This is a genomic window from Geomonas oryzae (assembly GCF_004117875.1).
Classification (GTDB): Bacteria; Desulfobacterota; Desulfuromonadia; order Geobacterales; family Geobacteraceae; genus Geomonas; species Geomonas oryzae.
In genome coordinates this window covers 58,638-73,541 of record NZ_RAHW01000009.1, presented here as the reverse complement: position 1 = coordinate 73,541, position 14,904 = coordinate 58,638, and the positions used below count along the sequence as shown (strand labels likewise).

Annotated in this window: 10 protein-coding genes; 9 read left to right on the top strand and 1 reads right to left on the bottom strand. The window is 62.9% G+C overall.

What is annotated here, in order from left to right; all coding sequences use genetic code 11:
• The first annotated feature begins 158 nt into the window (after window positions 1–158).
• The 8 genes from D6Z24_RS19370 (at window position 159) to D6Z24_RS19335 (ending at window position 13,247) form a co-directional block, all read left to right on the top strand.
• Entirely contained in the window at window positions 159–989 is an 831-nt protein-coding gene (locus D6Z24_RS19370; protein ID WP_129128261.1) for a CheR family methyltransferase, read from the top strand.
• Complete coding sequence (locus tag D6Z24_RS19365) at window positions 989–2,122, top strand: NrtA/SsuA/CpmA family ABC transporter substrate-binding protein (protein WP_129128260.1); 1,134 nt, start codon at window positions 989–991, stop codon at window positions 2,120–2,122. The genes D6Z24_RS19370 and D6Z24_RS19365 overlap by 1 nt, the downstream gene beginning before the upstream one ends.
• Complete coding sequence (locus D6Z24_RS19360) at window positions 2,119–6,231, top strand: response regulator (protein WP_129128259.1); 4,113 nt, start codon at window positions 2,119–2,121, stop codon at window positions 6,229–6,231. The genes D6Z24_RS19365 and D6Z24_RS19360 overlap by 4 nt, the downstream gene beginning before the upstream one ends.
• On the top strand, window positions 6,228–8,213 hold the full coding sequence (locus D6Z24_RS19355) for a response regulator (protein ID WP_129128258.1): 1,986 nt from the start codon (window positions 6,228–6,230) through the stop codon (window positions 8,211–8,213). The genes D6Z24_RS19360 and D6Z24_RS19355 overlap by 4 nt, the downstream gene beginning before the upstream one ends.
• A gap of 425 nt (window positions 8,214–8,638) precedes the next feature.
• On the top strand, window positions 8,639–10,468 hold the full coding sequence (locus D6Z24_RS19350) for a chitobiase/beta-hexosaminidase C-terminal domain-containing protein (RefSeq protein ID WP_129128257.1): 1,830 nt from the start codon (window positions 8,639–8,641) through the stop codon (window positions 10,466–10,468).
• A gap of 165 nt (window positions 10,469–10,633) precedes the next feature.
• Window positions 10,634–11,164 carry a hypothetical protein gene (locus D6Z24_RS19345; RefSeq protein ID WP_129128256.1) on the top strand — a complete coding sequence of 177 codons (531 nt, stop codon included), beginning with the start codon at window positions 10,634–10,636 and terminating at the stop codon, window positions 11,162–11,164.
• 174 nt (window positions 11,165–11,338) lie between these two features.
• The gene (gene hybB, locus D6Z24_RS19340; RefSeq protein ID WP_129128255.1) at window positions 11,339–12,586 is read left to right on the top strand and encodes a Ni/Fe-hydrogenase cytochrome b subunit; all 1,248 of its coding nucleotides are present in this window, start codon (window positions 11,339–11,341) and stop codon (window positions 12,584–12,586) included.
• Window positions 12,587–12,710: 124 nt separating this feature from the next.
• Complete coding sequence (locus D6Z24_RS19335; RefSeq protein WP_129128254.1) at window positions 12,711–13,247, top strand: thermonuclease family protein; 537 nt, start codon at window positions 12,711–12,713, stop codon at window positions 13,245–13,247.
• Window positions 13,248–13,618: 371 nt separating this feature from the next.
• Here the strand turns inward: D6Z24_RS19335 and D6Z24_RS21555 are convergent, their stop codons facing one another.
• Complete coding sequence (locus D6Z24_RS21555; protein WP_162605195.1) at window positions 13,619–13,762, bottom strand: hypothetical protein; 144 nt, start codon at window positions 13,760–13,762, stop codon at window positions 13,619–13,621.
• On the opposite strand from D6Z24_RS21555, the gene D6Z24_RS19330 reads away from it, so the two are divergent.
• The gene (locus D6Z24_RS19330; protein ID WP_129128253.1) at window positions 13,749–14,897 is read left to right on the top strand and encodes an iron-containing alcohol dehydrogenase; all 1,149 of its coding nucleotides are present in this window, start codon (window positions 13,749–13,751) and stop codon (window positions 14,895–14,897) included. The genes D6Z24_RS21555 and D6Z24_RS19330 overlap by 14 nt on opposite strands.
• The last annotated feature ends 7 nt before the right edge of the window (window positions 14,898–14,904 follow it).

Below are 14,904 nucleotides of genomic sequence, written 5' to 3'. Positions count from 1 at the left end.
TACCGATAATCAAAGAAGAGAAGGGCCTGTTCGGCACGCTTTTACTCTTCTTCGTTACAGCTGTAAAAGATAGCCGGAACGAAGTTGCCCATTGATTCCATGTAATCCCCGGAATGCGCCGGTCCGCCGACGCGTTTCTGCAGCCCCTGGAGGCCTGATTGCGTGAGACGGTAGCTGAGATTATCAGGTTTTTGACGCTTCATTTCGGTGAGGATTTCCGGTCCTATGCCCAGGGTCTCGTGGAAAGAAGGATCCTCGAGCGGACCGCCCAACTCCGGCTTTGCGATGCCGCGGCTTACCTGGAACTGCTGCGGAGCGACCCTGAGGAGCCGTGCCGTCTCGTCCGCATGCTGCGCATCAGGTTCAGCAGCTTCTTTCGCGACCCTTTGCAGTTCGAGCTCCTGCGCTCCCACGTGATCCCTCCCATGCTGCTGCAGGGCAACGGGTACTTCCGGGCCTGGTCCGCGGCGTGTGCCGGCGGCGAGGAGGCCTGTTCCCTGGCGATCATCATCGATGAAACCGCCAAGCTTTTGAACCTGCAGACCAAGGTGCAGATCTTCGCCACCGACATCGCGGAAGACGCGCTGGAAGAGGGGCGCCGCGGACGCTACGGCGCAGGAAGCCTGGGCGGGGTGCCGCTGCAGCGGCTGAGTACTTACTTCACTCCGGACGGGGGGGGCTACCGGATCGATCCCGCCATCCTCTCCATGATCACCTATTCGCGGCACGATCTCCTCGATCCGCACACCTATGCGCCGCCCGAATCCCTGTTCGGGGGGTTCGACCTCATCGCCTGCCGCAATTTCCTGATGTACCTCGATCCGGAGGGATACTTGAAGGTCTTCGACAACCTCTTCCGGGCCCTGAACAATGGAGGGATCCTGATGCTCGGGAAGGCGGAAACGGTGCCCGAACGGTATCTCCCGCACCTGGATCGCATCTTCGACTGCGGCAACCTCTACCGCAAGAAGCAGACCGGGAGGAGCTGATGCCGAGTTCGCTTCGTCGTCTCCTGATCACCCTTTTCATCGCACTGTCTCTTTGCGGCTGCTCCTCGAAGGAAGAGGGCGCCCCCTCGGGGCAGCAACGGCAGGCAGCCGCAACGTACCGGGGATACCGCTTCGGCGGCGATGCCGTCCTCGACCTGGGCGCGCAACCGATCACCCTGCCGGAAGCCGCCGTTGCCGAGCTTTTGACGCGCGACAAGACGCTCGATGAGCGGCTGGCCATGGCCGGGATGGAACTCAGGGTGCACCCCTTTTTCAAGGGAAAGGACATCGCCGGTTACCTGGCGACCAAGCAGTTGGACGGCGGCATCTTCGCCGACATGCCCACCCTGACGGCCCTTGCCACCGGTAATTACGTGGTGGTCGCCCTTCTCAAGCAGGGCTTCGCCTCCATCATCTCGAAACGTCCGATGCTCGTGCGCGACCTAAAGGGGCGACGCGTCGCCACCGGCGTGGGTTCAGCGGCACATTTCGCCCTTTTGAGCGCTCTCGAAAGCGAAGGGCTCTCCGAACGCGACATAAAGCTCGTCCCGATGGAGGTCGGCGAGATGGCGCGCGCGCTCGACAACGAAAGCATCGACGCCTTCAGCGCCTGGGAGCCGACCCCGACCATCGCCCTCGCCCAGCATCCGGAATGGCACCTGATCAACAAGGGGATCAGCTACGGCTTTCTCTGCCTGCGCCGCGAGTTCGTGGCACAGCACCCGGAGCAGGTGCGCGAGCTCGCGGCCTCGGTGGCGCGCGCCTGCATGTGGATGCGTCTTCCGGGGCACCTCGACCAGGTTTCCGGTTGGACCATAGCGGCGGCCGGGCGGTTCCAGGGTGGAGCGCTGCCGCTCACCGCGGCACAGGTAAGCGGCCTCGTACGCAACGACCTGCTCAACATCCCGGCCGCACCGCGCATATCCCCAGCCCTTCTCAGCGAAGAAGGGCTCCTCTACAGAAAGTTCAACTTCCTGAAACAGGCGGGGAAGATCCCGCAGGACACACCCTGGTCGCGGGTACGTGACTCCTTTGACAATGAAATGCTGCGCAAGGTAATGGCCGACGGGGAGCGTTTCGCCCTGCAGAGTTTTCATTACCGCAGCTCTGATCCGTCGGATGGTGCTAAATGAAAAAAACGTTCTTCCCCACCCTGAAAGGGCGCCTCGCCTTCTGGTTCACGACCATCTGCCTGGTGCCCCTGGCTCTGATCACCACCCTGATCTACGTGCAGCGCGTACGGCTCGCCACCTCGCTCATGCTCGACAAGCTCGCGGCGGTCACCGCGCTGCGCCAGGACCAGATCAACGCGGTCCTCGACAACCTGATCGTCGACGTCACCACGGTGAGCTCCGGGAAAAGCGTGCAGCTCGCCGCCCGCACGCTGCTCGCCGACCGTGGCGCCCTGCAGAATTCCGCCGGTGACAGTTTTCCCCTTCTGCGCGGCTACCAGGGGGGGTACGAGCCGGTGTCCGACGTCTCCATCGTGGCCGAGGACGGGACCATCCTTTTAAGCACCGATGCGGCGCGTAACGGTCATCGCATCGCGCGCCCCGAGATTGCCGCCGCGGCGTTGCACGACGCGACTCCCGTCATCGGCGAGGCGTACGTGTTCGGCAGCGAGGTGAGTGCAAGCCTCGACCTCGCCGCACCTATAAAGGGGGAAGGGGCCCCGGTGCGTGCGGTCGTCGTGGTGCGCTACAACCTGCGCAAGCTCCTTTCCGTCATCACCGAGAACCGCACCGGCATGGGGCAAAGCGGCGAGGTCGTACTGGTGAACCGCGATGCCCGGCCTCTGGTCGGGCTGCGCTCCCTCCCCGACGCCGTCTTGAAGGTCCGTCTCAAGGGGAAGCCTGCCCTCATGGCGGCCGCCGGGCAAAGCGGTATCGCACGTACCACGGATTACCGCGGCGTCGACGTTCTCTCCGCCTACGCCCACATCCCGCGCACCGGTTGGGGACTCGTCTGCAAGCAGGATTCCGCCGACATCTACACTCCCATAAAGCGGATGTTGTACCTCACCTACGGCTTGAGCGTCCTGATCGCCGTCCTCGTATTTTTCATCGCATGGCGGCTCGCCAGGGGCATCAGCGCACCGCTCGTGAAGCTTTCCGACGCGGCGAGCGAGATCCAGGGTGGGGATTACGCCGTACGGATAGAGCCTGAAGGGACCCTGGAACAGGTCGCCTTGGCCGGTGCCTTCAACGCCATGGCCGGGACCCTGCAGCTCAAGATGTCGGCGCAGGACGCCATGCTGCGCCTGTCCGAGCGTCTGGTGGATGCCGCCTCCCTGGACGAGTTTTTCCGGCGCCTCCTCCCGGTTTTCTGCGAGATCACCGGGGCGAAACTGGCAGCGGCTTTCGTGCAGGACGCCGAAACGGACCACTTCGTGCCTGCCTGCGCCATCGGCGCCGACTGCGCCAGGCTGCGCCGTTACAGCCGCGCTGGGCTCGAGGGGGAACTCGGCATCCTGCTTGCTTCGAGGCGCATCACCCGTTACGCCCCCGAGCCGGACGGCTCGTCCCTGCGCCTGCTGACCCCTTTCGGCGAGATCGTCCCGGCGGAGATCGTGACCATCCCTGTCGAGGTGGACGGCGAACTCTGCGCCTTCGTCTCCCTTGCCTGCGACAAGCCCTTCGCCTTGTGGGTGCATGAAACCCTGGAGATGGTGCTCATGCCGCTTGGCTCCGCCTACGCCCGCATCCTTGCCGAGGAGGACGTGCACCGCCTCGCCTCGGAGCTTGCCGTCAAGAACGCCGAGCTCACCCAGCAGTCCGAGGAACTGGTGCAGCAGTCGACCGAGCTCGCCCAGCAGTCCGACGAGCTCGCCCGCAGAAACCGCGTACTGGACCAGCAAAAGCAACTCCTCGAAGAGGCGACCAGGCTTAAGAGCGAATTCCTCTCGAACATGAGCCACGAGCTGCGCACCCCGCTAAACTCCGTGCTGGCGCTCACCCGCGTCCTGGCGGTCCAGGGAGGGGAGCGGCTCACCGCGGACGAAAAGGGGTATCTCTCCATCATCGAGAAAAACGGCAAGCACCTCCTCTCGCTCATAAACGACATCCTCGACCTGGCGAAGATCGAATCGGGGCGCCAGGACCTTTACCTCGAGGCGGTGGCGCCGGAGCGCATCGCCGCCGAGGTGGTCGACGGGCTCGCCGTCCTGGCCGGCGAAAAGGAGATCGCGCTCGAACTCCGTGCGCCCGAGTCCGTTCCCCCCATGGTCGTGGATGCGAAGAAGCTGCGCCAGATGCTGCAAAACCTCGTGGGGAACGCGGTGAAGTTCACGCAAGCCGGCTCGGTCACCCTGCGGCTCACTCCGCTGGAGGGAGAAATCCTCTTCGAGGTGGAGGACACCGGGATCGGCATCGCGCCGCAGTACCTGGACAGCATCTTCCACGAGTTCCGCCAGGCCGACGGCTCCACCTCCCGCTCCTACGAGGGGACCGGGCTCGGCCTTGCCATCGTCAAGAAGACGGCGCGCCTTCTCGGTGGCGACGTGAGCGTCACGAGCGAGCAGGGAAGGGGATCGCTCTTCACCCTGCGCCTGCCGCTTGACTGCAGCCGTGCGGCAGGGCCGGCCCAAAGCGCTCTCATCGCCCCTGCGCAGGCGACCCCGCACCAGGTGCCCGGACGTCCCGTCCTGGTGGTCGACGACGACCCGGGGGCGGTATCGCTCATCACCGGACACCTCGCGCAGGCGGGGTTCGAAACGCTGACCGCGCTGAACGGCGCCGACGCGCTGAGGCTTGCGCGGGCAAGGCATCCTTTCGCCATTACCCTCGACATCATGATGCCCGACATGGACGGGTGGGAGGTGATGCGGGAACTGAAGGAGCATCCCGAGACGGCGGACATCCCGGTGGTGATCATCTCGCTCTCCGAGGACCGCGAAACCGGCGTCGCCCTCGGCGCCGTCGGGGTGATCGCCAAGCCCGTCGGCAGGGAGCAGCTCATGGAGACCTTCGCGCGGCTTGCCGGCGCAGGGTGCCGCCTGGTGCTCGTCGTGGACGACAGCGAGTTCGACCGGTACTTCATCGCCTCCATGTTCAAGGAGCAGGGGCTCGACGTGCTCATGGCCGAGAGCGGGCCGGAGGCTCTCGAGCTTGCCGCTGCCGACCACCCCGACCTGATCACCCTGGATCTGCTCATGCCCGGCATGGACGGTGCGGCGGTCCTCGACCGCTTGAGGTCGAACGAGAGCACCGCCGACATCCCGGTGGTGGTGATCACCTCGAAAGAGCTCTCGGGGGTCGAGTTGCAGCGCCTCTCCTCCGGGGTGAGCGCGGTGCTCTCGAAAAACGCCCTCGACCGCGAGGTCGTGCTCGACGAGCTGGTGAAGACCCTGACGCGGCTTGGCTGGCAACTTCCCGAGCGGCGCGGGCCGAAGGGGGCGCGCATCCTCATCGTCGAAGACAGCGAGGCTGCCACCATCCAGCTCCGCTTCGCGCTCGAATCGGCCGGTTTCTGCGTCGACGCGGTCTCCGGGGGGAGGCACGCGCTCACCTACCTGAAGACCCACGTCCCGGACGGGATCATCCTCGACATCATGATGCCCGAGGTGGACGGTTTCGAGGTGCTGGAGGCGGTGCGCGCCTCGAGCCTCACCAAAGAGGTTCCCGTGCTCGTGATGACGGCGAAGACCCTTTCTCCCGGAGAACACGACCGCCTGCGCGAGCTCGCCGTGCGCCACCTCGTGCAGAAAGGGGACGTCGAACTGCAGGAGCTTTTGCGCCGGGTCTACGAGATGCTGGGAGCGGTGACGCTCTTCAAGGGGGAGGCCGCGCCCCTGTCTCCCCCGGCCATCGCCGCGGTGAGTTGGGTGGGGGACGGCTCCCTGCTCGTGATCGAGGACAACCACGACAACATGACCACCCTGAAGGCGGTTCTCGGCACCGGGTACCGCATCATCGAGGCGGTGGATGGTGCCGCCGGGGTGGAAGCCGCCAGGCGCTCGCTTCCGTCGCTCATCCTGCTCGACATGCACCTCCCCGTGCTGGACGGCTTCCAGGTGCTGCAGCGCCTGAAAAGCGATACGGCCACCGCCGCCATCCCGGTCGTGGCTCTGACGGCAAGTGCCATGGCGGGCGATCGTGAAAGGGCCCTCGCCGCGGGATGCGCGGGGTATCTCTCCAAGCCGTATCAGCCCGAGGAACTGCAGGACCTCGTGGCGCGTTACCTGGCCCCCGTGCAGCTCACCGCGACCGAGCCGGTCGCACCATGCGAGGAATTGCCCACATGAAGCTCCTCGCCATCGACGACAACCACGACAACCTGCTCACCCTCGGAGCGCTCCTGAAGATATTCCTTCCGGAGGCGAGTCTCATCACCTCGCAGTCCGCCCAGGACGGGATACGCCGGGCGCGCATGGAGGGGCCTGACGCCATCCTGCTCGACATACAGATGCCCGGCATGGACGGTTTCGAGGCGACCAGGCGCCTGAAATCGATACCTTCCACCCAGCACATCCCGGTGATCCTGGTGACGGCGCATAGAAGCGATTCCGTCTGCCGCGTCAAGGGGCTCGAATGCGGCGCCGACGCCTTCCTCTCCAAGCCGATCGACGAGGCGGAGCTCGTCGCCCAGATCAAGGCGATGGTGCGCATAAAGCGCGGCGAGGATGCCCTGCGCCGGGAGCGCGATTCGCTCGAGGCGCTTGTGGCGCGGCGCACCGGCGAGCTCCTGCTCGCCAACAAGGAGCTCAAGGAGAACCTGGAGCGGTTTGCGCAAAGCGAGGCGCGCTACTCCCGCGCCGTACGGGGCACCAGTGACGGGCTTTGGGACTGGGACCTGAAAAGCGGCGACTACTACTATTCGCCGCGCTGGAAGGAACTTCTGGGCTTTGCCGACGACGAGCTCCTGAACGAGGCGGATACCTTCTTTTCGCGGCTGCACCCTGATGAAGTCGCCAGGGTGCAGGATGCCCTCGACGCGCATTTCTCGGGGCGTGCCCCCTTCGACCTCGAGCTCAGGCTAAGGACCAGGGAAGAGGTCTACCTGAAGGTGCGCTGCCGCGGACAGGCGGAGTGGAACACCGAGGGGGAGGCCGTGCGCCTCTCCGGAGCGATCACCGACATCACCGAGCGGCATCAGATGGAGGAGCAACTGCGCCAATCCCAGAAGATGGAGGCGGTGGGGCAGCTGGCGGGCGGTGTCGCCCATGATTTCAACAACGTGCTTACCGTCATCGCCGGCTACGCGAACATCCTGAAGATGGACCTGCCGGACGACAGCCAACACCTGGAGCTGGTCGAGCAGATCGCGGTGGCGAGCGAGCGCGCCGCGCAGCTTACCCGCGGGCTTCTCGCCTTCAGCCGCAAACAGGCCATGGCGCCGCAGCAGACCGACGTCGGCGAGATCGTTCACAGGGTCGAACAGTTCCTCGTGCGGGTCATCGGGGAGGACATCCAGCTGAAGACCGAGCTGCTTCCGGAGCGGCTCCCGGTCTTCGTCGATCTCGGCCAGATCGAACAGGTGCTCATCAACCTGGCCGCCAACGCGCGCGACGCGATGCCGCGCGGGGGAACCTTCACCATCGCCACCGGCCTCCAGGAAGCCGGTGCCGGACCTGCGGGAGCCGCGGGAGCGCAGGCCGTCATCATCGTCTCGGATACCGGGAAGGGGATGGACGAAGAGACGCGCAACAGGATATTCGAGCCCTTCTTCACCACGAAAGAGGTAGGGAAGGGGACCGGACTCGGCATGGCCATCGTCTACGGCATCATCCAGCAGCACAAGGGGAGCATCCGTGTAAGCAGCACCCCGGGGCACGGGACGACCTTCACCATCGAGCTCCCACTCGTCAGGGTGGAGACCTCCCTCGGCGAGGACCGGGTGATGCCGCTTGAGCCGCCGAGCGGTACGGAGACCATCCTCGTGGCCGAGGACGACCCGAGCGTGCGCAACCTGGTGGAAATGGTGCTGACCAAGCACGGCTACCAGGTGATCCTCGCGGACGACGGACAGGAGGTCGTCGACCGTTTCGCCGTGCACCAAAACGGCATCGGCCTCGTGCTGATGGACATCATCATGCCGCGCAAAAACGGCATCGACGCCTTCGATGAGATCAGGAAGGTGCGCCCCGACGCGAAGGTCCTTTTCACTTCTGGCTATACGGCCGACTTCATACAGAGCCGCGGCATGCAGGAGGGGGTCGAGCTGATCATGAAACCGGTACAGCCGTTGGAGCTCTTGCGCAGGGTGAGGGAGGTGCTTGAGCGTTAAATCACCCAGCCGGATAAGCCTCACTGACATTAAAATTATTTTTTCTTATTTTTTTCTCTCCCCGAATCACCTCCGTTTTTCTCTGCCCGCCATCATTAATTTTCCTACAACTCTTTGAACCTAGGGCTATTACCTCAGTCGGTTGGGGTGTCTTACCGCCCCTTTTTTTATTCAATTTGTAAAATAATACGATTTTTAAGTGGAATGGATGCTGCTGCATTAGGGCGAATCGCCCAGTGAGATGAGGTCGTTTTTCTTATAGGTCGCAGGCTTTATCTCATTAACCACCTGATTTTGAACGCATAATGCGGGTATGGTCCCACCCGGTCAGGAAGGGCGGTGGCAAGGGATCATCGTCTAAGCTGAGTGGTATACCCCAATGGTTGGGAGATTTCCCTCAGCACCACCCAAAGGAGGTAGTAAAGATGAGAAAGTTGTTCGCAGCACTCACCTGCCTCGCCATGCTCCTGGCACTCTCCGTGCCGGCAGCGATGGCGGGCAAAGTGCCGGTAGACAAGACGGCGCCGACAACCACGGCTTCGCCGCTTGGGGGCACCTTCACCAGCGCCGTCACCGTGACCCTCTCGGTCAACGAGGCGGCCACCACGTACTACACGACGAACGGCACCACCCCCACCACCGGCTCCGCCGTGTACAGCGCGCCGCTCACCTTCAGCGCCACCACCACGCTGAAATACTTCTCCAAGGATACCGCCGGTAACCTTGAGACGGTGAAGTCGCAGACCTACACCATCTCCGGCGGTGGCGGGACCACGACGCACGCCACGCTGACCTGGTCCGGCTACTCCATGTGCTCCACCTGCCACACAAGCCAGGCCCAGGCGATGTACCAGGGCGTGCACTACCAGTGGAAAGGTTCCGCGGCCGAGATGACCACCGGCCCGACCACCCAGGGCAAGATGGACGCCACCGACGGCTCCTCGGCCCTCAACGCCTACTGCATCAATATCCAGGGCAACTGGGGCCCCTGCGGCGCCTGCCACGCGGGTACCGGCGCGAAACCGGTCGCGACCGCCAACCCGAGTGCCGCACAGCTTGCCTCCATCGACTGCCTCATGTGCCATGCCGACGCCACCAACGCTCCCTACAGCCGCGTGCGTAACGCGACCACCGGCCTCTTCGAGCCGGCCGCCGGTCTCGACATGAACCTCGTGGTCCAGAAGGCCGGCCAGAAGCCGACCCGCAAGAACTGCCTCGGCTGCCATGCGAAAGCGGGCGGCGGCGACGCCGTCAAACGCGGCGACATCGCGCTTGCCTCCGGCACCACCTCCGACGTCCTTTACGACACCCACATGGCGATGGGCAACGGCGGCAACATCCAGTGCCAGGGGTGCCACACCTTCACCGGTCACCGTGTCGCCGGTCGCGGCTCCGACCTCAGGCCCGAGGACAGCACCCTCGAGGTGACCTGCTCCACGAGCGCCTGCCACCCGACCAAGACCACCGCAACCGGCCACGTAACCGCCGCGGTGAACGACCACATCTCCCGCATCGCCTGCCAGACCTGCCACATCAACAAGTACGCGAAGAACGCGAACGACACCGCCAACACCGAGGCGACCGAGACGAACCGCAACTGGCAGGTGGCCGAGTGGAACGCCACCCTGAACCGTTACGAGCCGATGCCGACCAAGGCTAACGACCTGATCCCCAAGTACGCCTTCTGGAACGGCACCTCCTGGGGCAACAACGCATTCAACGCGGCCGTGCTCGACCCCGCTACCAACGCCTACCAGATCTCCCGTCCGGTCGGCGCAATCACCGATCCGGTAGGGACCAAGCTCTACCCGTTCAAGTACAAGACCGCCAACCAGGCGCTTGCCAACGGCAAGGTGGTCACCATCTCCACCGCGACCTTCTTCGCCACCGGCAACTACGACCAGGCCGTTAAAGACGGCATGGTGTACATGGGGCTTCCGAGCACCACCGCTTACAGCACCGTCACCACCGACGAGCTGCAGGTGCTGAACCACCAGGTGCCGCCGGCAACCGGCAACGTCCTTGCCTGCGCCGCGTGCCACCCGAACGCTTCGGCCACCCAGCTTAAGCTCATCACCAACATGGGTTACGGCCTCAAGGCCGCCCAGTCCGTGGTCTGCGGTCAGTGCCACACCGTCAAGTCCTACTCCGGCGACTACGTTTCCTTCCACGGTCGCCACGTCGACACCCGCGGCAACGACTGCTCCTGGTGCCATAGCTTCTCGCGTCCCGAGAAGGGACTCAAAATGCCTTAATGCCTGACACGTTCAGCCTACGTCTGTCCGGTGGGTGCCCTTACGGGCACCCACCGCATATATTCAAGCCTTTGCTGCCCGACCTGCTTGAGGTCGTTACAGGCGGCGCAGGCCACATGCGTTGCATCAACTGCAATCCGAGTATCTGTGAAAAGGGAGGGAAAGATGTTCTGTTTCACCAAGCGCCTGCTTCTTGTCCTTCTGTCTGCCTGCGTGTTGTGGGGTGCCCCGCCTCAAGCCCTTTGCGCTGAACCGGGAAACCACACCGTCGAGATCGCCGATGTCGGTAAAAGCGACGAGCTTGCCGCATCCCTCAAGCAAAAGGGTTACTCCGTTTCCGTACCCGCTAAAAACATGTGGGTGGTCGATCAGCAGAGCAACTGCGCCGTCTGGATCGGCAAGAACGTTCCGCTCGACATGCTGCGCGTCGTCATTCCCGAAGCCATCAAGTCCAACCCGTATCTGAAGTTCTTCTACGTGGTCGGTGACCGCGGGGAGAAGCCGCCTCAGTCCGTGGACAACACGGTGCACGTCGGGGGGAGCATCGAGGCGGCGCTGGTGAAAAAGCTGAACGTGATCGACCAGAAGGACATGCTTTCGGCCCTAAACAAGGCATCGGACCTAGCCGCGTTGCACCAGTACCTGCACGAAAAGAACAAGCCGGTAAAGGATGAGAAGGAGAGGGCGTTACCTTAGCTCTACGCGCGCTCCCGTCACAAACGAACCGCCTTCCGCATGCCGGGGGGCGGTTTTCTCATGCCGGTACTCCGCGACGGCCCGTTACCGCGGTATACGGAATTGTTGACAGCGGCAGGCCTCACCCCTTACACTTGCGTCGTTTTCCGTAGCGTCAAGCAGACAGGGACCGAGATGACCAGCGACACAGAACGCCTACCCAACGGCAATGGAAATATCCTAACCAAGTCCTTCTTCGTTCTCCTCGCCCTGTCCCTGGTCGGTCTCTTCTTCATCGCGGTCCGCTTCGTCAAGGGGATCGGCGCCGTTTCCAACTTAAGCGACGGCTACCCCTGGGGCATCTGGGTCGCCTACGACGTCGCCATCGGCACCGCCGTCACCTGCGGCGGCTACGCCGTGGCCCTCCTGAGCTACATCATCAACCGAGGCCGGTACCATTCGCTGGTCAAGTCCGCCATCCTCACGAGCCTCTTCGGTTCCTTCCTTGCCGCGTCATCCATCGTGGTCGAGATCGGCCGCCCCTGGAACGCGCACGGTTTCTCGTCCGTCACGAGCTGGCAGCCCAATTCCGCCTTCTTCGAGCTGACCCTTTGCGCCCTGGGATACCTGATCGCGCTTTCCCTCGAATACCTGCCGAACCTTTTGCGCCTCATGGGTCGCGGTACGCCGACGGCGCTGCGCACCACGATCCTTGCCGCACTCATGCGCAGGGGACTCGCCTCCAGGAGCGGGGAGGGGGGGGAAGCCGTTCCCGATCGCAGCCTCTCCGGCGGGATCAACAAGGTCCTCATCTGCATCTCCATCGCGGGGATAGTGCTCCCGACCGTGCACCAGTCGGCGCTCGGATCGCTCATGCTGATCGCCTCGACGAAGCTGCATCCCTTGTGGCACAGCCCGTTCCTGCCGCTTTTGTTCCTCATCAACTGCATCTACTTCGGTTACGCCATCGTCATCTTCGTCTCCGTCCTTTCCTCCTTCGTGCTGGAGCGCGGGTTCCACAACGCGGAGCTTGCCGCCGTCGGTCGGATCATCCCGTGGCTCACCACCGCATGGCTCACGATAAGGATCGGCGACATCATGCGGCGTGACCAGGTCACCGCCGTTTTCCACGGCGATTTCTATTCGATATTCTTCCTCGCCGAGTGCTTTCTCATGGCCATAGGCGCGATACCTCTTTTCACCGTGGCGAGAAGGCACTCGCCGCGCCGTCTTTTTCTGGCTGCCGTAGTCATGCTTTCAGGCGGCGGCCTGTACCGCTTCAACGTTTACCTGATCGGATTCAACCCCGGCAACGGCTGGCATTATTTCCCTTCCTTTGCTGAAGTGATGATCGCAGTAGGCATCGTCTCGATCGAGATACTTGCCTATCAACTGCTCATCAAGTGTTTGCCGCCGCTTCCGGCAGAGCAATTCCGCTCTTGAGCATTGCGTTGAGATTCTTGTTTTGCTAACATGGCGCCGGCTACAGTCGTGTCACCGGTGCAATAAGTAAGGGGGAGCTTTTTTGAGAAAGGCGGGCGGTTTTTTCGTATTCTTGTCGTGCTGTATGCTTCTTCTTGCCGCTCCGGCGCTCGCGGTTGACCCGCACCATCACGGCAACATCATCGAGGGACTCGTCGTGGGGGTGAGCGAGGGGGACCGTCTCACCGTCAATTCCTTCGGAACCGAAATACCGGTCCGTCTCTACGGCATTGCCGCACCCCAGACCGCCAAGATCGACAAGTTCACCGGATGGTACAAACCTGGGCAGCCTTACGCCGAAGACGCTTTCCGTGCCCTCTCCATCAAAGTCCTGCACCAGATGGTCAAGATCGAGGTGAAACAGACCCTGCTTTTCAAAACGCAGCCGAACCAGATCGCCGTTGCGGTCGTCTATCTCGACGGACGCAACATAAACCTCGAAATGCTCCACGAGGGGTGGGCCTGGGCCTACCGCAGACTTCTGGACCGCGCGGACCACCCGCAGTTCTTCGCCGAGGAACGGATGGCCCGTGCCCGCCGCAACGGCCTGTGGATCCAGGAAAACCCACAGGCTCCTTGGGAGTTCAAGCCGCACGTGAAGATCAAGGCCAAGCAGAACTGACGCCCCCCGGTCGCACCGCACCACCTCTTATGACTCCGCTTTCTCCCCATCACGCTTTCCTCATGTTTACAGCTAAATAGAATGTCAGCGCCGCGGCGCCGGCCCGAAAAGGGGGGCGTTTCGATGCTGCGAGATAAGTGGTTAAATCGACGGCTACTTTTTCTCAACCGATCGACCGAAGCCTCTTCATCGGCTTCTCTTAGTGTTCCATTATGTAACTTTTTTATGTTCCAAAAAATGACAACTGTTAGATATAGTGACACTATGAGGACGTAGTTTGCGCGAAGATCGGTAGGCCTTTTTATCGATCCTGCAAAAGTTAAAAAGCCGTCTCACAGTTTTGTATTCAAAGCATTAGCCGCAGTCGCTCATTAGAATTCGGCGCCGCGCAGGCGTGTAATCGCCGCATTGGTATCGATCTTGCCTGTGTATACAAAACGCGCGGCCGCAGGTTCGGCCGGTTCGCCGGCAAAGCGGCGCAGATCCTTTAGGAGTTGAAAGATGGATATCAGCAAGTTCGTGGCACCGGAGATCATCTTCGGCAGGGGCTCATTGAGCCAGATCGGTGAGAGCGTAGTACGCCTGGGCGTCTCCAAGGTGTTCCTGGTCAGCGACAACGACGTCATCTCCGCGGGGTGGGTCGACACGGCGGTCAAGTACCTGCGTGCAGCGGGCCTTGAGACGGTGATCTTCGCCAGTCTCACCAGCAACCCGAAGGACTGCGAGGTCACCGAAGGTGCCGCACGTTACCTCACCTCCGGCTGCGACGGCATCGTCTCGGTGGGAGGGGGCAGCCCCACCGACGTCGCCAAGGCGATCGCCACCATCGCCTCCAACGGCGGACGGCTTAAGGACTACGAGGGGATCAACAAGATCTCCACGCCGCTTCCCCCGATGGTCATCGTCCCGTCCACGGCCGGTGCCGGGAGCGAGGTGAGCCAGTTCACCATCATCGTCGATACGGACAGGAAGCTTAAGATGTCCATCATCTCCCGTTCCCTCATCCCCGATATCGCCATAGTGGATCCGGAGCTTTTGAAGACCAAGGACGCGAAGCTCGCCGCGGCCACCGGGGTCGACGCGCTCACCCACGGCATCGAGTCCTACGTCTCGCTCGCCGCGACGCCGCTCACCGACATCCACGCGCTGAAGGCGATCCAGCTCATCTCCAAAAACTTGAGGCGCGCCGTCGCCGAGAGAAGCGACATGGAGGCGAACACCAACATGGCCATGGCGAGCCTCACCGCCGGTCTTGCCTTCTCGAACGCCATCCTCGGCGCCGCCCACGCGATGACGCACCAGGTGGACGGCCTTTTAGACCAGCACCACGGCGAGACCAACGCCTCGATCCTCCCCCACGTCATGCGTTTCAACCTGCAGGCCTGCCCGGAGCGCTTCCGGGATATCGCCGTCGCCATGGGAGAGGATGTGGCCGGCCTCGACGTCATGGCCGCCGCAGAGCGCTCCATCGATGCGGTCAAGCGTCTCATCGAGGACATCGGTCTCGCCAAGGGGCTTTCGGAGCTAGGCCTCAAGGAAGAGTTCATTCCGCTTTTGAGCGAGAACGCGACCAAGGACGCCTGTCTCGTCACCAATCCGCGCAACGCCACCCGCGAGCAGATCATGGAGATCTACCGCAACGCCATGTAGGCACCAA